The 19493-nt window shown below is 41.7% G+C and carries 17 protein-coding genes; 14 read left to right on the forward strand and 3 right to left on the reverse strand.

What is annotated here, in order from left to right; genetic code table 11:
* Window positions 1–76 precede the first annotated feature (76 nt).
* On the forward strand, window positions 77–340 hold the full coding sequence (locus tag LOR49_RS00235; protein WP_240373991.1) for a hypothetical protein: 264 nt from the start codon (window positions 77–79) through the stop codon (window positions 338–340).
* Window positions 341–697: 357 nt separating this feature from the next.
* On the opposite strand, the gene LOR49_RS00240 is transcribed toward LOR49_RS00235, so the two are convergent.
* Both LOR49_RS00240 and LOR49_RS00245 read right to left on the reverse strand, forming a co-directional pair.
* Window positions 698–1795: a hypothetical protein gene (locus LOR49_RS00240; protein WP_240373992.1), complete on the reverse strand. Its 1098-nt coding sequence runs from the start codon at window positions 1793–1795 to the stop codon at window positions 698–700.
* A gap of 52 nt (window positions 1796–1847) precedes the next feature.
* On the reverse strand, window positions 1848–4871 hold the full coding sequence (locus LOR49_RS00245) for a hypothetical protein (RefSeq protein ID WP_240373993.1): 3024 nt from the start codon (window positions 4869–4871) through the stop codon (window positions 1848–1850).
* A 512-nt stretch (window positions 4872–5383) separates the two neighbouring features.
* On the opposite strand from LOR49_RS00245, the gene LOR49_RS00250 reads away from it, so the two are divergent.
* The 6 genes from LOR49_RS00250 to LOR49_RS00275 all read left to right on the forward strand — a co-directional run bounded on the left by LOR49_RS00250 (window position 5384) and on the right by LOR49_RS00275 (window position 11602).
* Window positions 5384–6154 carry an IclR family transcriptional regulator gene (locus tag LOR49_RS00250; RefSeq protein ID WP_240373994.1) on the forward strand — a complete coding sequence of 257 codons (771 nt, stop codon included), beginning with the start codon at window positions 5384–5386 and terminating at the stop codon, window positions 6152–6154.
* Window positions 6155–6300: 146 nt separating this feature from the next.
* Window positions 6301–6831, forward strand: coding sequence for a cupin domain-containing protein (locus LOR49_RS00255; RefSeq protein WP_240373995.1), 531 nt, complete (start codon window positions 6301–6303; stop codon window positions 6829–6831).
* A 488-nt stretch (window positions 6832–7319) separates the two neighbouring features.
* Window positions 7320–9299: a TRAP transporter permease gene (locus tag LOR49_RS00260; RefSeq protein WP_240373996.1), complete on the forward strand. Its 1980-nt coding sequence runs from the start codon at window positions 7320–7322 to the stop codon at window positions 9297–9299.
* Window positions 9300–9321: 22 nt separating this feature from the next.
* Window positions 9322–10323 (forward strand): TAXI family TRAP transporter solute-binding subunit, encoded by a 1002-nt coding sequence (locus LOR49_RS00265; protein ID WP_240373997.1) that lies wholly within the window; start codon window positions 9322–9324, stop codon window positions 10321–10323.
* Window positions 10324–10812: 489 nt separating this feature from the next.
* The gene (locus LOR49_RS00270) at window positions 10813–11061 is read left to right on the forward strand and encodes a type II toxin-antitoxin system prevent-host-death family antitoxin (RefSeq protein ID WP_240373998.1); all 249 of its coding nucleotides are present in this window, start codon (window positions 10813–10815) and stop codon (window positions 11059–11061) included.
* 82 nt (window positions 11062–11143) lie between these two features.
* Window positions 11144–11602, forward strand: coding sequence for a hypothetical protein (locus tag LOR49_RS00275; protein WP_240373999.1), 459 nt, complete (start codon window positions 11144–11146; stop codon window positions 11600–11602).
* A gap of 638 nt (window positions 11603–12240) precedes the next feature.
* Here LOR49_RS00275 and LOR49_RS17385 read toward each other — a convergent pair.
* On the reverse strand, window positions 12241–12366 hold the full coding sequence (locus LOR49_RS17385; protein WP_275899433.1) for a hypothetical protein: 126 nt from the start codon (window positions 12364–12366) through the stop codon (window positions 12241–12243).
* An 87-nt stretch (window positions 12367–12453) separates the two neighbouring features.
* On the opposite strand from LOR49_RS17385, the gene LOR49_RS00280 reads away from it, so the two are divergent.
* From LOR49_RS00280 to LOR49_RS00310, 7 genes are all read left to right on the forward strand, one after another.
* Complete coding sequence (locus LOR49_RS00280; protein ID WP_240374943.1) at window positions 12454–13044, forward strand: DarT ssDNA thymidine ADP-ribosyltransferase family protein; 591 nt, start codon at window positions 12454–12456, stop codon at window positions 13042–13044.
* 16 nt (window positions 13045–13060) lie between these two features.
* Window positions 13061–14101: a type II toxin-antitoxin system antitoxin DNA ADP-ribosyl glycohydrolase DarG gene (gene darG / locus LOR49_RS00285; RefSeq protein WP_240374000.1), complete on the forward strand. Its 1041-nt coding sequence runs from the start codon at window positions 13061–13063 to the stop codon at window positions 14099–14101.
* Window positions 14102–14183: 82 nt separating this feature from the next.
* Complete coding sequence (locus LOR49_RS00290) at window positions 14184–14651, forward strand: hypothetical protein (RefSeq protein WP_240374001.1); 468 nt, start codon at window positions 14184–14186, stop codon at window positions 14649–14651.
* A 427-nt stretch (window positions 14652–15078) separates the two neighbouring features.
* Complete coding sequence (locus LOR49_RS00295; RefSeq protein WP_240374002.1) at window positions 15079–16332, forward strand: amidohydrolase family protein; 1254 nt, start codon at window positions 15079–15081, stop codon at window positions 16330–16332.
* Between the two features lie 242 nt (window positions 16333–16574).
* The gene (locus LOR49_RS00300) at window positions 16575–16799 is read left to right on the forward strand and encodes a hypothetical protein (RefSeq protein WP_240374003.1); all 225 of its coding nucleotides are present in this window, start codon (window positions 16575–16577) and stop codon (window positions 16797–16799) included.
* Window positions 16800–16917: 118 nt separating this feature from the next.
* Complete coding sequence (locus LOR49_RS00305; RefSeq protein ID WP_240374004.1) at window positions 16918–17772, forward strand: hypothetical protein; 855 nt, start codon at window positions 16918–16920, stop codon at window positions 17770–17772.
* A gap of 191 nt (window positions 17773–17963) precedes the next feature.
* Window positions 17964–19367, forward strand: a complete 1404-nt coding sequence (locus LOR49_RS00310; RefSeq protein ID WP_240374005.1) for a sigma-54 interaction domain-containing protein — start codon at window positions 17964–17966, stop codon at window positions 19365–19367.
* The last annotated feature ends 126 nt before the right edge of the window (window positions 19368–19493 follow it).

Consider the following 19493-nt stretch of genomic DNA (forward strand, 5'->3'; position numbering starts at 1 on the left):
GGGAATGGGCGTAAACTTGGTCTTATAGAGCCGTCCAAAGACCAAATCCCGCTCTTTTATCGGGAGAATCGGTCTTATGAAGCGTTCAAAAGACCAAAAATTGCTAGAGAACGAGAGAAAGAGGTCTTATAAAGGCGCCAAAAGACCAAAAGCTAGGGGTTCACACGTGATTCTGGTCTTATGGATCGCTCAAAAGACCAAAAACCAGGGGGATGGGCGTAAACTTGGTCTTATAGAGCCGTCCAAAGACCAAATCCCGCTCTTTTATCGGAAGAATCGGTCTTATGAAGCGCCCAAAAGACCAAAAGTTGCTAGAGAACGAGAGAAAGAGGTCTTATAAAGGCGCCAAAAGACCAAAAGCTAGGGATTCACACGTGAATCTGGTCTTATGGATCGCTCAAAAGACCAAAAACCAGGGGAATGAGCGTAAACTTGGTCTTATAAAGCTGTCCAAAGACCAAATCCGCTCTTTTATCGGAAGAACCGGTCTTATGAAGCGCCCAAAAGACCAAAAATTGCTAGAGAACTAGAGAGAGGCCTCATGAACGAGTCATGAGACCAAAAACCAGTGGAAAGATCGTAAAATTGGTCTTATGAAGGCGTCGTAGGACCAAAACTGACCGGGAGACGTTTATTAAGCCTAATAAAGAAAAGGTTGCCCGCACCTAAAGAGTAGACTCGTGCAGGACATCTGTAATTATGGGGATGCTGGGGAAGGGCAGTCCATTCCTGGGAGGTATTCCCCGTAGTTTCTGCCCTCCGGATCAAAGTCGAACCCTAAGTAATTTTTATAGAATGTAAAATGTCGTCTGAACGAACCATCTACTTTTAATAGAGGTAATCTTCCTTTTTCGTATATGGAGTACGTCCCGAGTACTGCTCCATAGGTTTTCACATTAGCATTTCTGGCAATTTGGTAGGCGTACGTGTTTTGGCTGGCTAGGCAAAAGAAGTGTTTTAAATATTTAAATTTTATTTCGACTTTTCCTTTGTTCGGAAACCGCTGGTTGTGAGACTGCAAGTAGCTTTCTAGTAGACTTATTTCTTCTTTTGTAAAGGTCGTAAACTCAAAAAGGGATTCATCTCCTACACCGTTCGCCCGGTACATAGAATGCTTTTCTATTCTGTATAAAATTTGGTGGATGGTACGGGGAAAGGCACATCCCCATAACCATACATACCCATCAGGATGAAACGCATGTTGAAAGTGTTGTAAATTTTGGTTGGTCATGGTTGGCGGGATAAAATCAAGTTCCCCACGCGGATCTTTGTCGTCGGGATCACGTGACGAAGCTCCGCGAAAACTGTGTGTGAAGCTTGGGAGAGAGGGGTGCAATTGAATGTTTGCTTCTCTGTCGTCGTAACTGTTCACAAGAATGGGACCTCCCATCCACCCATGGGAAAAGAAACTTAGCTCCATAAGGGTGCCAGGGGAATGGTCCCCAATGTCTTGTACTGCCTTATATACATCCACTATAGACATAACGTTATCTTGACCATCTCTAAAGCGATAACTGTTGTACGTTCCATGGTTCACGGAACGATAATTTGCTTTTGAGATTCGGTTGTACTTATTTTGTACTTTTTTGCTTTGTTTCTTGTTTCCTTTCTTATACGTTACTTCATGGGTGACGATCTCCCCGCGTAGAAAATCATAAATATGAAATGTCATGTCTTTCTTTTTTTTATTTCGAGCAATGAGCCTTTTCATCCGGTTGTCACACACCACTCTAAAGTCGGATGTGCCACCATCAAATCCATAATCAACCGCAGCAACAAGTATATAGTGGTCCATATCCTTTTTGTCCATCCTTTCCCAACTAGATAATAGAAGATGTCCGGGTGACTTAAGACTGCGCTTTTGTTATATTAACTGGTTCCCCTGTCATGATGTCTCGGATTTCAGGAACATCTTCTACGTTTTGCAACATAACAAGTGATGTTGGAATGGTTACCTCCCATGGCTCGGAATCTTCTGGATATGGCACTTCCCCCTGTGGCTTATCTAAGCTTTCCGTAATTTCATCCACGATTGGTACGTATAACTCGTCATCCCGTAATGGAATGTCGTTTCCTTCCCACACTTCACCAAACTGGCAGAAGTGGGCCACAGCACGTTCGAACCCTGGCCGTACCGGAAGCTGCACCCGCGCTGCTCCTGCCTTCAAGAAGGCCGCAAAATCAGGATCGGGATCTGTGAAATGTAAAGCGGAAATCCAGCGGGATTTTCGTCCCCAAAAGTACGGATACAACACGTACAGTAAATTATGCCACTCAAAGGCGTGCTCCAAAAAACGTATAGAAGATCCATTTTTATAAGCTTGATCCAGATCCATGAGAGGCTCAGAGGAGTATGGGTGAAAGCTGTCTTTACTTATATTCGTAGTTTTAGATAACATCATGATCACAAGTTTTTTCAGTTCCTCTTGCTCCAAACGACGATTCTCTAGAGGATTTCGTCCCAGTACTTGCACGCCTTGCTCGATTGATTTCGCGGCTACCGCTTCCTCATAATCCATCTGTTGCTGTTGATATGCTTGCATAATGGCATCATACATTTCATGCTGCCACTTAGAAAAACCCTCCCCCGTTAAGCGGCAATGAACATCGATTGCCAAGGCAAAGCTGGATGAGCGAAATAAGTGAACAGCGACGGAGAGCTCCTTTCGTCGTCCATTAAATGATTTGTATTGGGATCCCCAAGCATTGGATACATCGAACCTGGTGCCACCGATCATCACTCTGAAATGGTGTTCTTTGTCTTTATGGAAAATATAATCACTCATAACGGTCGCTGCGTATGCTTCGTAGTCGGGATCGATTTCGATTTTAGCGGAACGACCGTAGTCGGTTATCGTTTCTCCGTCCTGTTTGTCAAAATAAGCGACGTCTCTAAAAGCGGATGGAGGTTCTGGGGCGTCAGTCACTTGATATTTACTAACGAAGCCCTGGTAATTTGATCTCGTTATATTTTCAGGTTTAAGCGGCTTGCCATCATAATCTGGAATCTCCGGTTTCTCCAGTTCCAAATCAGTTGGCGGATTTTCTACCAGGGCATATAAAAAATAAGCAGCCGGTTCAGGGATGATGAACTCGTACATCATTCGCTGGTCATATTTGAAAACTTGGGCATTATAGATTTTATTCAACCACCGATACATACCACGGACATGGCCATTAGCTGCCTCAGAGTTATCGATGGAGTGTATGTTTGTCTCTTCTATCTCTTCCATGAGTCGTTGCTTCTGTTTTTCCTGAATACGTTCCTTGATGTGTTCAGCGGCCTTTTCAGTGACATCTCTTGAATAAGAGCTTGCTTTCCGTTGTGATTCTTCGATCGAGTTGGAATAGCTCGCATTTAGCGAAGATGAAAAACTTACGGCAGGGCCATAAGATCCGCTAATTTGGAGGCCTGCTTCCATACCCATTTCATTTTTAATCGTTTTTTCTGCTTCACTTTGTAATTCATGACGTTCCGTGCTTTGTAAATCACGTTCACTTGTCGTTTCACGTTCTTCTTCCACGAACATTGTTTCTTCTTGTACGTGAAGACGACGATGAGACCGTTCTCTGGACTCACCGGCTAGTACATTTTCAATATGGGCAAACTCCCCAAGTTCATATGTCTTGATGGTTTGTTTTACTTTCAATAAGTCACCAATTCCTGCTTTGAATGTCCACTGTTCTATGGGAAATGTAGGAATGAAAGATGTTTTCTTCCTTGGCATAAGTCCGATTGATTCGCCAAACTTCTGTTTATTTAAATAAATTCCGCCTAGGGCCAGCTGCGTGGAAAATGACTTCTCTGACTTGACGAGAGAACTTGTATACGCCATTTCTTCTTCAATCCTATGTACTGCTTTTATAGGATTTATCCTTTCGATATCGACATTTACTTCTTGTAGTAGCTTTTTGGTGGTGTCATTAAGTTGCTGCATGCCTTGTTTTGAAAGTACCATTTCTTCGGCTTCGTTACTATTCATCACAACGTTTTCGCCGAACGAAGAATTCTTATCATCCATTTTTTCCTTTGCGTACCATTTCTCTTTTTCTATCTCCAATTTGGTGATCGTTTCTTCCATGGACTTTATTTTAGAAATAAGCGGTTTGTCTATTTTTGGGATACTTATGAACCTTTCATCTATCGGTACTTTCGACAGTTCACGATGTGCTGTTTCTAAATCTTTCAACCGCTCCCTCAGCCGCCGATCCTCCAACTCGTTTTCGTTATCATTTGTTTCCTCTTCTTCTGTTTCCTCTTTGTCGCTAGAGGAGGGTGTTACTTTCTGCAGATCGATATCCGTCGGAAGTACGACGTGTAAATCACTTAATAATCGTTTAAGGGTCAAATGACTTGGGAACTGTTGATTGATATCAGTAGTAGCCGCCTGTTTCAGCAAATGCATCAGCCTTAATGCTGTCATGATCTCATCATTGTTCATGTTGTGGGGTGGGTCAATGCTGTTAGAAAGTAAGGTGTCCATTACCTGAGTATAAGAGGTAGTAAAGGATGGGGAATCAATAATTTCTTGTGGTCTACTGCTGTAAAGTTTAGACAGTTCTTCCTTGAAATTAATCGTCTTTACCAAATCATCGCGATGATCTTCTGACCACTCAAGCAAGGGGGTGATGTCAAAATCTAAATGATCGATTTTCGTTATGTAGCTCGTGGACTTTTTGAATACTTTTGCCTTGTCCACCAGCTTTTCTTTATTGACACGATTCTTGATCATTTCACTCATTTCTTTGTACAAGCCGGTTATTTCTCGTTCACCTGCATAAAGAGTGACCTGTTTATCCCTAAGAAACTGCCTCATCTTCAACTTTGCTGGACGTATTGCCATTAAACGTAACGTACTATCCTGGCTCAATGTAATCCCCCTTTGAATTTTAAATAATTAAAATATTTTTTAAACTATTCTATACATTAATACATTCTTCCGGAGAATGAAACACGAAGGTGGAAAAACACGACTATTTAACTTACCGAGGCATGCAGGTACGTTTCATCCAACCCGAATGGAGACTTTTGACCCGCGTTCTGGACCAATGTGCAGCAGGAGGTATGGAAACTTTACAAGTTTAGAACTCGTAAACAGCGTTCTAAAAAAAGAAAGTGTCGACAGCACCGTATGTCTTCTCGTGCCATGAGACCAAAGGCCAGAGGAATAGGCGTAAACTTAGTCTCATAGAGTCGTCATAAGACCAAAAACTACCCATTTAGTCGGAAACTAGGTTTCATGGAGCGTCCATGAAACCAGTATGAACTAGAAAGATAGATGAAGAGGTCTGATGAAGTGCTCACAAGGCCAAGGCCCGTCTTTTTAGTAACGGTAATAAGCCAAATGGAAAAGTAAAAGCAGGGAGAGTGGAGAAATTGTCCGTGAATAATGAGAAGGAGAAAAAGATTCAAGGGATTCAATCGGTAGAAAATGCTTTTTCTATTTTAGATTGCATTAAACAAAGCCCTGAACCTTTAACATTGTCGGATATCGCCCGCTTAACGAATATGTCAAAAAGTAGAGTACAGAAGTACATCGTGAGTTTTTTACGGGTGGAGGCATTGGTGCAAGATAAAACAACGCATACGTATCGTTTTGGTTCTAAGCTGCTGGAAGTAGGCTTACAGGCGTTACGTGATAACGATATTGTCTCCATATCGGATTCTTACTTAAAGGAAATACGAAGGGAATTAAATCAATCATCTGCGTTGAATATCTGGACACAAGAGGGCCCTGTCGTTGTGAAATATGAGTCCAGTGGGCAACCGATAAGTGTGGAAATTCAGGTCGGCTATCGACCACCTATTCTCAGAAGTGCTACGGGTAAATGTTTTGCTGCCTTTATGGAGTCTGACCAAATAGATGAATTTATAAAAAAGGAAATTCAACAGTACAACTTAGACAGAGCAGCGGTTGAGAATGAACTGAAAAAAATCAGAGAAAATGGCTATTCGTTAAGAGATACCGTGCATGAGGGTGTTCCTGGTGGTTCAGCCATTACCGCTCCTGTTTTTAGTGATTCAGGGAGTATGTTAGCTGTAATATCTATAATCGGTTTTTCAGGGAATTTACGTACAGAGCCGCATGCAAAAGAGGTTCAAAAGCTAAAAGAAATTACGTCCAGGTTGTCTAAAGAAATGAGTTATCACTAAATCCTCTCTCCCTTTCTTTCATTCGAAAACAATGTAAAAAGGTATGGAAACTATTTATACAGTAAGCTTTTTTTGTTCTAAAGTACACTAATATTTCATAGGGTGTAACATTGGTGTACGTCATCTTGAAAAAGGGGGAGTTATGGTTGAATGAACCTAAACGAGACATGATGAGTTACAAGGAATTTTTGGAAAAATCAAAGAAGCCTTATGTTCGCCCTCATATTTGGAAATGGAAAGATATTGAAGCGAAATTACAAGAATCGTTGTCTGAAGACTTCATGGGGGATGGGAGAGGAACGATTGCTTTAGTTCATGAGGATACAGGTGAATCATACGGGGTATCCCCCACGATGAATATGGTAGCCCAAATATTTGAACCAGGTGAACGGAACAAACCACACCGACATACGAATCTGGCCTTAAGCATTATTGTGAAAGGCGAGGGCTATTCCATTATAGATGGTGAAAAGGTTGAATGGGAGGCGGGAGATGTGTTTATTGCTTCCCCTTGGTCTGAACATGAGCACTGCAACACGTCAGAAACGGAGCAAGCTCTTTTCTATACCATTCAGGATGTGCCGGTTGTCTCAAAAATGGGTACGTGGTTTCGCGAATCACCGATCGGGGCTCCCAAATCTCATATAATTAAAAACCAAGATAAGGAAAATTCTTGAGTAAGTACCAAAAGTAAATGAAGTGAATCAATTTTACAAGTGCTTATTTAGAATAAATTTACGAACAATAAAACAAACAAATAATATATTATACGTTTAGTTTCATGATTATCTATTATTGATTGTAACGGAAGGCGGCGACTCCTGCGGGAATAGCATGAGCTTTAAGACCCCGCAGGTAGCGGGATTAAGGTTCAAAGGCTAAAGACGCCACGTCCTGTGGCAACGCCTTTGTGACCAACATCGTGTTGGCCTGAGGAGGGCTTAAGCCATGCCCGCGGAAAGCGTCCGCCTGCAGTGAAAATTAAAAAAGCAGTGCAATCTTTTTCGAATCATTCGTATTTAAACCACTGTATTTGAATTATGAAATTGACTCAAGTGTGATCAAATTATAATGTAAGCGTTTACTTTAATCAAAACCTCACAATGAAGCCCCTTTCAGAAAAACTCGTAGCAATACTGGCACGAAGGAAAGTGAGGGAAGTATTGTGAGTACTATCACTGACGAAGAAAAGAAACAAAACAATGAAAATAGCGAGGAAGATAGAGTAGCTCTCCATTTCTCGCAATTTCGCGAATATGTAGGTCCGATGGTTCAAATAGTTACGATTGTCGCTGTCTTATGGTCGTTGTTTCAACTTTATATAACAGGGTTTAGTTCTCTCGAAGCCGTGAAACATCGTGTTTGGTATTTTGGATTTATGGCAGTGTTGATTTTCTTACTGTTCCCGGCTGTGAAGAGTAAGAAAGGAAAACAAAGAAAAGTTCCAACAGCTTGGGACTTTGTTTGTATCATCGCGACGGTTTCCTCTGTTATATATTTTTTGTTTATGTATGACGCCTATTTAGAACGTGGTGGTATGCATATTCTACCGGACTATTGGTTTGGAGCAATAGGGATTCTAATGACTTTTGAAGCATCAAGAAGAGCAGCAGGTTTACCGATGACTGTCTTGGCCGCTACTTTTCTGCTTTATAATTTATTTGGTCAGTATATTCCGGGATCTCTGGGTCATGTAGGATTCGACCTGAAACGAATTATTGACGTCATGTGGTGGGGAGCAGAAGGTGTTTTCGGGGTTGTTGCCGGCGTAGCCGCTACCTATATTTCGATGTTCATCTTATTCGGGGCTTTTCTAAGACGAAGCGGATTTATAAAGTTTATTAACAACCTAGCACTCACCATCTCCGGTAAATCAGCAGGGGGACCGGCAAAAGTTGCTGTAATCGGCAGTGGAATGATGGGAATGATAAATGGAAGTGGTATTGCCAACGCCTCAACCGTAGGAACCTTCACCATTCCAATGATGAAAAGAACAGGTTACAAGTCTCACTTTGCCGCAGCTGTCGAGGCAGTGGCAGGAACAGGAGGCGTGCTTGCTCCCCCAGTTATGGGTGCTGCTAGTTTTGTCATGGCAACTTTCTTAGGGGTGGAGTATCGGATTATCATTTTGGCTGCAATCATTCCTGCTATTCTTTACTTTACGATGTGTTTTACGTCCGTTCATTTTGAAGCAAAAAAGCTAGGATTAAAAGGTTTATCAGCAGAAGAAATCCCGAAATTGAAAGACGTTATGAAAGATGGAGGTCATTTGCTACTGCCTGTTGTGGTATTAGTCTATATGCTTGTAACCGGAGTCACACCTATCTATGCTGCATTAGGAGCTATCGTGACAACAGTTATCGCAAGCTGGATCCGTAAAGAAACGCGGATGGGGCTAAAAGATATTATAGGTGCACTAGAAGAGGGTGCTAGGAATGTATTAATCATCAGCGCTGCTTGCATGGTTGTCGGGATAGTGGTAGGTACGATTTCCTTAACGAGCATAGGGTTAGTAGTGGGCAACAGTATTCTAAGTTTGGCTGGTAGTTCGATTCTTTTGGCAGCTATATTAACCATGCTGCTTACCATTTTGTTAGGTACCGGAGTGCCGGTTACGGCTTCTTATATCATCGCCGCTACCATTTCTGTCCCCATTTTAGCTGAAATGGGCGTTCCTCCTCTCGTCAGTCATATGTTTGCTTTTTTCTATGCCGCACTTTCGGAGATCACCCCTCCGATTGCCCTGGCAGCGCTTGTTACGTCAGGAATCGCAGGGGCGAACTTTACCAGAGTTTGTATAACAGCCGTGCGTCTTGGACTGATAGGGTTTATTATTCCTTACTTTTTTCTCTATAACCCTGTATTACTCTTCATAGAGGGAAGCGTGGTAAGCAGCTCTATTGCTATTATCACCGGAATAATTGGGGTTATTGCTTTGGCCGGGGCCATGTCTAATTGGTTTTTAACCAAGCCTAACTTCGTACAACGAGTATTATTGGGAGCAGCTGGTTTTGGTTTAATTTTACCAAGTTACGTTGTTAGTTTACTTTCGTTGATTGTTGTAACAGCTATCTTCCTTTGGCAAAAGAAAAGCATAAAAAAGAACCAATTAAGAAACCCAGATGAAACATCTATTTCTGTATAAAAATTTTTTAGGAGGGGTTATGTTGAAACAGAAGACTCTTGTTTTTATGTTACTGGCAGGATTGTTAGTAGCTGTTGCTGGCTGTAGTGAGGATAGTTCAACATCGGCAAACGGGGACGAAGGATCATCTGATGTATTAAATATTGAATTGAGTACCGCCACAACTACTGGAAACTTTTATCCTATGGGAGCTGCACTGGCTAACATTTGGAATGATGAAGTGGATGGCGTGAAAGTAGCTTCCCAATCATCAGACGGAAGTGTACAAAATCTTAATTTAATGCAAGAAGGCAGTATTAAGATGGGGCTGTCCACTCTCGGCGTCTTATACAACGCTTACAATGGAACAGACCAGTTCGAAGGGCGAGAGTTTAAAGATGTGAGAGTGGTCTCTACCCTTTTCTCTGATGCCGGCCAAGTAGTTGTTAAAAAAGACAGCGGTGTCGAATCAGTTGAAGATTTAGTTGGAAAATCGTTTGTGCCCGGCGCACCGGGTAGTGGAGCTAAAGACCTTACAGAAGTAATTTTCGAGGCTTATGACATGACAATTGACGATACAAAGGCACAATTTGTAGGGTATTCACAGGCCACGGACTTAATGAGAGATGGAAAAGCAATCGGTGCTCAAGTAATGTCCGCCCTTCCCACTTCCGCCGTTATTGAAATGTTATCTACAACGGACAGTGAGATTATAAGCCTAACAGATGAAGCTATAGAAAAGTTAACCGAGGAACACTCATGGTTGGTTGAATACACCATATCGTCCGATGTATATGATGAACTAGACAAAGACATCCAAACGGTTGCCCAGCCAAGTGTACTAATTGCATCAAAAGACATGCCGGAGGACGTTATTTACGAGCTGACAAAAGCAATGTGGGAAAACTTAGAACCACTGCACAATACAATCGCAGCCTCAAAGACCATGGAACTAGAGAACGCTACCAAAAGAATAGCGGATATCCCTCTACACCCAGGGGCAGAGAAATACTATAAAGAAAAAGGAGTACTGCAGGAACAATAATTTTTAAAGAGCACGCACACGTCGCATGGGTATTTTTTCAGTAATGTGAATATTCATGAAACTAGAATTGTAAGGACGATCCTTGGTTTAACCCATACGAACAGGATTCATCTATTTATAAATAACCTATCCTAGCGTATCTTTCCGATTACACGCAGGATAGGTTATTTTCTTTAGAGGGTAATACATACTTCGAATGTAACCACTATGACCACCCTCTATCTGTAGGGGAGTGGCCTATGCCTATCCTGCGTTTGACTGCTTCATTTATTATGGCACAGTTTTATAGATAAAAGGAAAAACGATAAATGAAAGATCATGATCTAAGAAAGTCGACAGGAGGTCATTTGGTATCAAAAAGTTTTCAATTCCATCAAGCGGAAACTGACGTTTAGTCTGGCAGTTACATTGGTTTAGTGTGGAGTGATGTTACGAATTATTTTACTTAAAATAAAGGTATAAGAACAACGGCGAAAAGGAGTTGATATGATGCCAAATAGTAAGCCTGTTTCTGACTTAAGGAATTACAATGAAGTATTAAAGGATATCACAGTTGGAGAACCTGTTTTCTTAACAAAAAACGGTCGAGGAAGGTTTGCCATTGTAGATATTGAAGAGTATGAAAGAAATCAAGCTACGATTAAACTTCTTTCTAAACTTATGGAAGCAGAGAAAGCGATAAAGACCGAAGATGAATGGCTTTCTGAAGAGGAAATTAAGAAAGATCTGGGAGTTTAATTTTCATGCTTCAACTGCGAATTAATACTAGAATGTCACATTGGTAACACCAAATACCTGTAATCAGAAGGGGAATTCAAAAATGAGTGAAGCCATAAAACTAACACCAGTGGATATACAAAATATTAAAACAGACATAGACGAAGCGACCAAATTAGTGAAACATTATGCTATCCAGTACGAAGGACAAAAACACTACAACCAACTCGGCGCAAGTTGTGTTATGTCAGCAACTAATGCAGTCGATACAATTATTGGCTCAGCTCAATACCTGGATGGAACGTTTCTAATGCCGGATGAAATTCATGTGGAGCGTTTAGTTGACTGGTTTATAAAGAATAGAGACTTTGAGTGTAATACAGCTATTCTTACGTTTTATTTTGCAAACTATATAAAGCGAAAGGTTAATACGTTATACCGCTCTATCAATAAAGATGAATTTGCCACATCACTTACTATTTTGGGAAACAACGAAGCGAATAAAGAATTTAAAAAGCAGTGGCGAAAGCGGAAGAATCAGGGTGTGAAAATAATCAGATAGTATCGCGAATTGTTTGTTAATGGTTGTAATGGAGGGAGGTGTATAAAATGACTGACTTTACTCCCTAAAGGACCGATCTACTATAGCTTCCACAGTACACACTTCATAAGATTTGTGAGCGGATGTGAGTGGTGCATTGGCTTTTTTCATCCTCTTAATTATTTTCGATTAGGGTTGATTAGCTGCACCAAGGATGTCTTCTGCCAACTGCGGCATAATCGATAACCTATCTTTGCGAGCTCACAGAGTGCCGAGGAATAGGTAATATTCCATGTAGACGGAGGAATCAGGGGGAAACAATAGCAATTATCTTGTAAAACGGTGGCGGGTAGATTTCTGTTGATACTCAACTAACTGGGAGTAATGTATCCGGAAATCATGTCTTATGAAGATTTCATAAGACCAATATTAGCTAGAAAAGTAGATGAAGAGGTCTCATGAGCATGCCATAAGACCAAAAACGAGGTGGATAGTAGTAAACTTGGTCTCATGAAGGCGCTATAAGACCAAAAGCCAGAGATTTGCACGTATATCTGGTCTTATGAAGCGCTCATAAGATCAGAAACCATCCATTTATTCGCAATCCAGTCTCATGAAAGACGAAAACGGCACAGATTAAGGAGTGCCTCCATACTTTGCTATTCTTTTTTTTCGTTACGATCAACGCAGCGGCCGTCTTCCTGATCGCCAGAAATAGCACGACGGTGCAAGCGGTTACCACGAAGATGTTGATCCTCTAAAATGGATGTTATCACTGCTGTCAAAGGTCCCGTCATGATATAATCGATGTAGGTAAAGAACGCGATTGCACCCGGCATTGAATTATATTAAGGTGGTAGTTAATCTTGGTAATGGAGAATATAAAAGACCAGAAACTGCTTTACCATTTGACTAGATTATCGAATTTAGAATCGATTCTTAAGTATGGTCTGCTTTCGCGCAAAAGGATTGGTAATAACGATCTTACTTTTAGCGATGTGGCGGATCCTGATATTATTTCCAAACGAACTCTGCTTGGCCTGCAGGATTATGTTCCGTTTCACTTCCACCCGTACTCTGCATTTGATAAAGCAGTTAAGAGTAAGCATTCCGATGAAGAATTTATTTATATTTGCATCAAAAGAGAACTTGCGAGAAAAAATGACTTTAAAATACTTCCGAAACATCCGCTAGCAGATGAAAAATATAAACTTTATCATTACGATGAAGGTTTTGAAGCTATTGACTGGGATGTGATGCATACCCCAGGGAATGAAACTGAGCACAAGAAACACGTCAAAATGGCTGAGTGCTTAACTCATAAACGAATCCACCCAAAGTACTTCCAATGTATATATGTAAAGAGTGAGGAAACCAGGAAATGGGTTCAACAGAAACTTAAGGAGCATGGTGTTACTAAGAAACCTCCGTTTGTGGACATTGGAAAATGGTTTGATATTTAATATGTGAGGTGACGGTATGATTAGGTACACCACAGGTGATTTGTTCCAATCTTCTGCAGAGGCTCTTGTGAATACGGTGAACTGTGAAGGATACATGGGAAAAGGGATCGCCTATCAGTTCAAATTAAAATTCCCCGAAAACAATAAAGATTATATCAAGGCCGTAAAATCAGGTGAACTCCGCATCGGAACTCTTCATTATTTTAAAGAAAACGGCAAAATTATCATAAACTTTCCTACAAAAAATAAGTGGCGTGCGAAATCAAAGATGGAGTATGTTGAAAAGGGATTAAACGCGCTTATTCAATTGGTTAATGAAATGAAGATTACCTCGATTGCGATCCCACCTTTAGGGAGTGGCAATGGGGGTCTTGTCTGGCACGATGTAAAGAAACTCATGGAAGAAAAACTTGCTGCAATAGACGATAAAGTGACGATTTACATTTATGAGCCATCCCAAAACTATAAAGCCCAGCCGAAAGAAGAGCCAAAGCTGAGTTTATCTGCACTTGTGCTAATGGACATTAAACATCATTTGCAGAAGTTTAATAAGTTGCGCTTACAGAAAACCGCTTTTTACATGGATGTTTTATCTGGAGAACCATATTTCAATTTTAAAAAACACAAGTATGGTCCCTATGACAATGCGATTCCTATTATCAGTCGAGATATAAAAGCCTTCCAGGATTACCATGGCGTGAAGAAAACGGATGATGCTTATCAGATATTATACAACAAATTGGTCAGTGATCATGTGGAATCGAAACTGGGAACGTTGCGGCCATTTATTAGGGGAGCAGCTGCGTTAGTCAATAAATTAACAAGTGATCATGAACTGGAATGTGTCGCCACGATCACGTACCTTCTAAAAGATAATCAAGAACTAAGCGAGGACGAAATTGTTGCAGTGTTTAAAGCATGGTCTAATGATAAAGCGGAGCGATTCTCTGAAGCAGAAATCAGAAAAGGGATCGAGACACTTTACGGAGCTGAAATTATTGAAAAGACGCTGGTCGGATACACCCTCAGTCAGTTGCATACATTGCATCATAGCTAACTTCATGTCTGTGAAGCGCCTCTATTTCAGGAGGTGCTTTTTTGTTACATAGGCTGCTGCAGTCCTTTCTGGAGATGGTTCATTGACGAGCGCGGAACTTGGTAATAGAAAATTCACAGAGTTTTTAAGAGAAAATGGTGCGGAGATTAACTTTAATAGGAACCAAAAAATAATATTGGTTGCTTCGGATTATGATGAACAAACTTTATCAGCTGTTGCATGGTTAAATAGTAATAACGTTGATATTAGTTGTTTCAAGATGATCCCCTATAAGATCAATGGCGAAGTGTTTATAAACATGGAAAAAGTTCTGCCATTACATACATGTAAAGATTACTACGTAAATTTTCTGGATAACCCGATAAAAAGTAGTGGACAGAAAAAAGGTATTACACGGAGGTCACTCCCTAAAATTGATGAGATGCTTGAATGGGGTGTTGTGAAAGCAGGGGACACGGTAGTTGCAAAAGGCCGAGATGAGGAAGGTACGTTGTTGGCTAATGGAAATGTAGAAGTGAACGGCGAAGAAATCTCCATCAAAAATGGCTAAAGGATCTCTTTGGTTGGTCTAGTATTCAGACTTATGTGTTTGCTGTTCACGAGGAGACTGGAAAGACACTTTCACAGGTACGGGAGGAGTATATGGAGAAAGAGCAGGAAGCGGGTTTGTAGAAAATAGAACTTCCACCCACTAAGCTAGCATTAGTTTTATCGACTACTTGGTGGGTTTAATTTGTCTAATTACTTAATTATAAAGAGAGGAAGGGTTTACTTTTTTAAAAAAAGCACGTATGCGGTAAGAAGATGGGTGCATGTGTGGATATGATCCTCTTCCTTACAGGTGATGACGGAACAGGGATGTCTTATTAGGGTACCCCCGTTCTTTTTTAGAGTACATTCTTGTTATAATAGATAAGGCAATACATATCGTTCCAATCCCATACGTTTCATTGCTAGGATAAAGGAGTTAGGTACAGATGAAGAAATTTGTGAATGCGACCATATATGGAGATCCGGAATCTCATGAGTTTGTCGTGGAAGATGGTCAGTTTCAAGCCATTGGGAATGGGCTGCAGGATGCGGATGAGGTGATTGATGTACAAGGTCGGTTGGTGCTGCCGCCTTATGTGGATCCTCATTTGCACTTGGATTATATTTTTTCCGGGCTTGGCGAAGGGAATGCCAATGTGTCGGGTACGTTGTTTGAAGGAATCCAGCGCTGGAGTGATAATAAGAAATCGTTGACGGAAGACATGGTGCGGGAGCGCGCGATCAAAGGGATTCAAAAGGAAGTGAGCAAAGGCGTTCAATTCATTCGGACGCATGTCGATATTACGGACCCTCATTTAACGGGGATGAAAGCTCTACTGAAACTGCGTGAGGAATTGAAGGATATCGTTACCTTGCAACTCGTGGCGTTTCCGCAAGAAGGTTTTTTCCGCTATAAAGGAGCGGAACGTTTGCTGGAACAGGCCCTTGACATGGGGGCGGACGCCGCAGGAGGGATCCCGCACTTTGAAATGTCCTATGAACATGGTGTGGAATCGTTGAGACGGATTGTCAGCCTGGCGATCAAATATAACGTCATGATTGATATTCACTGTGACGAGAACGATGATCCGAATAGTCGCTTTTTGGAAGTGTTAAACGCGCTTGTGATGGAAGAGGAGTACGGGCCATTCACCACCGCAAGCCACACCTGCAGTTTCGGTTCAGTGGAAAATAGTTATGCGAATAAAATGTTAGGGTTGTTTAAAGAATCACAGATTAACTTTATTTCGTGTCCGACTGAAAACGCCCATTTGCAGGGGCGCGGCGACAGTTATCCGAAACGCCGCGGCTTAACGCGAGTCAAAGAACTGTTGCAGAACGGGAATAACGTAGCCTTTGCCCAAGATTCCATCGCGGATTATTGGTATCCACTGGGAAATGGAAATATGATGAACATCTTAGACAACGGCATCCATTTGGCGCATTATACCCATATCGATGAGATCAACAAAGCCCTTGATTTGATCACGTTCTACGGGGCGAACGTGATGAGAGTGAACGACGAATACGGCATCGAACCAGGGAAACCCGCGAACTTTATCGTGTTAGACGCGCAAGACCCGTATGAAGCCATCCGCGAACGCGCAGAAGTACTGGCATCCGTGAGAAACGGTGGCTACTTGTTTAAACGCGAACCACGAAAAAACGAGGTCGAAATAGACTTTTTGAAACAATCCTAAGCATCGCTAACCCCGTTGTCGCAGCGCGCGCGTCATGCATAAGACCAATAAAAGCGGGAAGCTGCGCAAAGCAGGTCTCATGGAGCGTGCAAAAGACCAAATCGCCGGTAATTTTATCAGGAAACGGTCTTAAAGAGCTGTCAAAAGACCAAATCATCGGTGTTTTTATTAGAAAGTGGTCTTGAGGAGCGCTCAAAAGACCAAAACGTCGGTGATTTTATCAGAAAGTGGTCTTAAGGAGCGTGCCAAAGACCAAACTGTCGGTGACTTTATCAGAAATTGGTCTTAAGGAGCGCTCAAAAGACCAAACGGCTGATGATCTTATTAGAAACTGGTCTTATGAAGCCGTCAAAAGACCAATACTAGCTGGAAACCGTGAGGGAGTGGTCTTGAAAACAGATAGATACCTAGAGTGGTGGCCGTTTGGCGGCTGCTTTTTTTTGGCGATTCGTCTGCGGAGCCGGTGAAAGGATGAAATAGAATTCATGGATGGAAGATAACGAGGCGGGGTGATAGAATAAGAAAGGTTCGAATCGAGGCTTTATTCCTAAAGGGACCTGAATTTACAGAAGGGGTGGGTGTCATTTGTTTGATTTGTTATTGATCTTATTTTTATTATCTATTTTTGCTTTAGTCATTGGGTTGGTGAAGCCTGGGATTTTCCGCATGGATTCTCGTAAGCGGGTGCTGAAGATCGGGGGACTCTCCGTCATTGTGCTTTTCGTGGCGTCGATGATTGCCGCACCGGAGTTAACGGACGAAGAAAAAGCGGCAATGGAGGCGGAGAAGAAGTCCGAAGAAGTAGCAACAGCGGAAGAAGAAGAGGCAGAGGCAAAAGCAGAAGAAAAGGCCAAGCAGCAGAAAGAGGAACAAGAAGCAGAAGAGAAAAAACAGAAAGAAGCGGAAGAACAAAAAGCGAAAGAGAAAGAAGCAGCGAAGAAGGAAAAAGAACGCAAAGAGCAAGAAGCGGCAAAGAAAAAAGCGGAAGCGAAGAAAAAGGAAGAAGCAGCTGCGAAGAAAAAGGCAGAAGCAAAGAAAAAGGCAGAAGCCAGAAAACCGGAGAATCTAGTAAAAAGGGCAGTGACGAAGCATTTCGGGGAAGACACGATTGACGTCATTACCTACAACAAGGAGAACCGTTATGTTTTGATCAGGGTGTTGGGCAGCGATAATTTAACAACAAATATGATTAAAACGGGCATGTGGATCGATACGGCGAGCGTCCTCGAGGACCTGGACGGAGTGGAAGGGATTGATACCGTCGATTTCAATATCCAGTTTCCGATGGTAGACCAGTACGGCGGAGAATCCACCGACATCGTGATGAAGTCATCCTTTGACAAAGAAACACGAGAGCGAATAAACTGGGACAACTTCTTGCACGATAACATCCCGAACATCGCGCAAGACTACTGGGAACACCCAGCTTTTCGAAAATAACGAAAATCAAACCAGAGCTGCCTTTTTTCGTCTAGCCGAATCACAGCCAAGGCAAAAGGTATCCAAAAAAACCTATCCCGACCCATATGCGGATAGGTTTTTTGTTTGTTAAGAAGAGCGATGACGTGTAACACCCAACGCGAACAAGTACATGCTCATGTTATACTAGAATAATGGAAGGGGGTCTTTTGATGAAGGAAGAACGTGACATGCTTCAGATAGAACTTGAAGGTATCCTCTACGCTTCCTATGATAATATCGTCATGACGGATGGGGCAGGCATGGTGATTCGAGTCAGCTCCAATTGTCCTACTATATATGGGAAAGACCAAGACGAATTGATCGGTAAAACGGTGTTTGAATTGGAAGAAAAACAAATTTTCTCCCCGTCCGTTACCGCGATCGTCATGAAAGAAAGAAAAGAAGTCCAGGTTATGCAACGAACACTTACAGGTAAAGTGGTAATGGCAACTGGAATTCCATTATTTAATGATAAGAAAGAAATGGTGCGCATTATTAGTTTTTCTCATGATTTAACGGAAATTCAACAAATAAAAGAGGACTATGAACAACTTCGTGAAAAAATGACACGTTATGAATCAGAAATTGAAGAGTTACGAGGACTAGAAAAAGGCAATGTCGTGGTTAAAAGCAAAGAAATGAAGCAAATACAAGAACTAGTGGAACGTGTTGCGACGTCAGATGCTACCGTTATTCTTTTTGGGGAATCCGGTGTGGGTAAAAATGTGATCGCAAGAGCCATTCATGAAAACGGTGAACGAAGCCAACACGAGATGATTGAAGTAAACTGCGGGGCAATACCTGACACACTTTTTGAATCAGAAATTTTTGGTTACGAAGCGGGTTCCTTCACAGGGGCAAGTAAACAGGGAAAAAAAGGTCTAATAGAACTTTCCGATCAGGGAACGTTATTTTTGGATGAGGTGGCTGAACTTCCGTTGGCCATTCAAGCAAAGTTATTAAAAGTATTACAAGAGAAAAAAGTAACGCGAGTAGGTGGGGCAAAAGCGAAAGCGATCGATTTTCGTCTGATCGCTGCCACAAACAAAGATTTAGAACAACTTGTGAAACAAGGGAAGTTCCGAGAGGATTTGTTTTACCGGTTACATGTCATTCCAATGACTATTCCCCCCTTACGTGAGCGAAAAGATGATATATACAATTTAGCGCTGTACTATTTGCGGCACTTTAATGAGAAATACCAAACGAATAAGTATTTACCTACTTCCACGCTCGATGCTTTGCTGCAATATAACTGGCCTGGAAACGTGCGTGAACTTGAAAATTTAATAGAACGGTTGGTGGTTGTCTCGGAAGGACGTGGCATCTATCCAAACCATTTGCCGTTTGCGAAAGAAATGGGTGCTGCCGTGCTGCACGATGAAGAGTGGGAGTTAGATTCTTTTGAAGAACAAGGCTTAACGTTACAGGGAGTATTAGAAAAAGTTGAAAAAAAATGGCTGGAACGGGCGTATAAGCAATATAAAACGACGTATGACATGGCGACCTATCTTGGGTTAAGCCAGCCTACGGTAGTGCGTCGTTTAAAAAAATACAATATTAATTCAAAATGAATCAAATGATTCAACTGTGAATTGAGAATCCTCGATCGATTCATAGTTGAATCTTTTTTCTCGTTAAAAGGGATCGTGAGGCAGGGGGACTAGTTGGCATAAATATTGCATTACTATTAGAGACTA

This window comes from Bacillus piscicola, from assembly GCF_022458745.1.
In the GTDB taxonomy this organism is placed as follows: Bacteria; Bacillota; Bacilli; order Bacillales; family Marinococcaceae; genus Alteribacillus_A; species Alteribacillus_A piscicola.

Bases quoted from the DNA above. Each gene is read 5' to 3' on its own strand.
- LOR49_RS00235 (WP_240373991.1), top strand. From the start codon at position 77: ATGAAGCGTTCAAAAGACCAAAAATTGCTAGAGAACGAGAGAAAGAGG.
- LOR49_RS00240 (WP_240373992.1), bottom strand. From the start codon at position 1,795: ATGGACCACTATATACTTGTTGCTGCGGTTGATTATGGATTTGATGGT.
- LOR49_RS00270 (WP_240373998.1), top strand. From the start codon at position 10,813: ATGCCAAATAGTAAGCCTGTTTCTGACTTAAGGAATTACAATGAAGTA.
- LOR49_RS00275 (WP_240373999.1), top strand. From the start codon at position 11,144: ATGAGTGAAGCCATAAAACTAACACCAGTGGATATACAAAATATTAAA.
- LOR49_RS00280 (WP_240374943.1), top strand. From the start codon at position 12,454: ATGGAGAATATAAAAGACCAGAAACTGCTTTACCATTTGACTAGATTA.
- darG (WP_240374000.1), top strand. From the start codon at position 13,061: ATGATTAGGTACACCACAGGTGATTTGTTCCAATCTTCTGCAGAGGCT.
- LOR49_RS00295 (WP_240374002.1), top strand. From the start codon at position 15,079: ATGAAGAAATTTGTGAATGCGACCATATATGGAGATCCGGAATCTCAT.
- LOR49_RS00310 (WP_240374005.1), top strand. From the start codon at position 17,964: ATGAAGGAAGAACGTGACATGCTTCAGATAGAACTTGAAGGTATCCTC.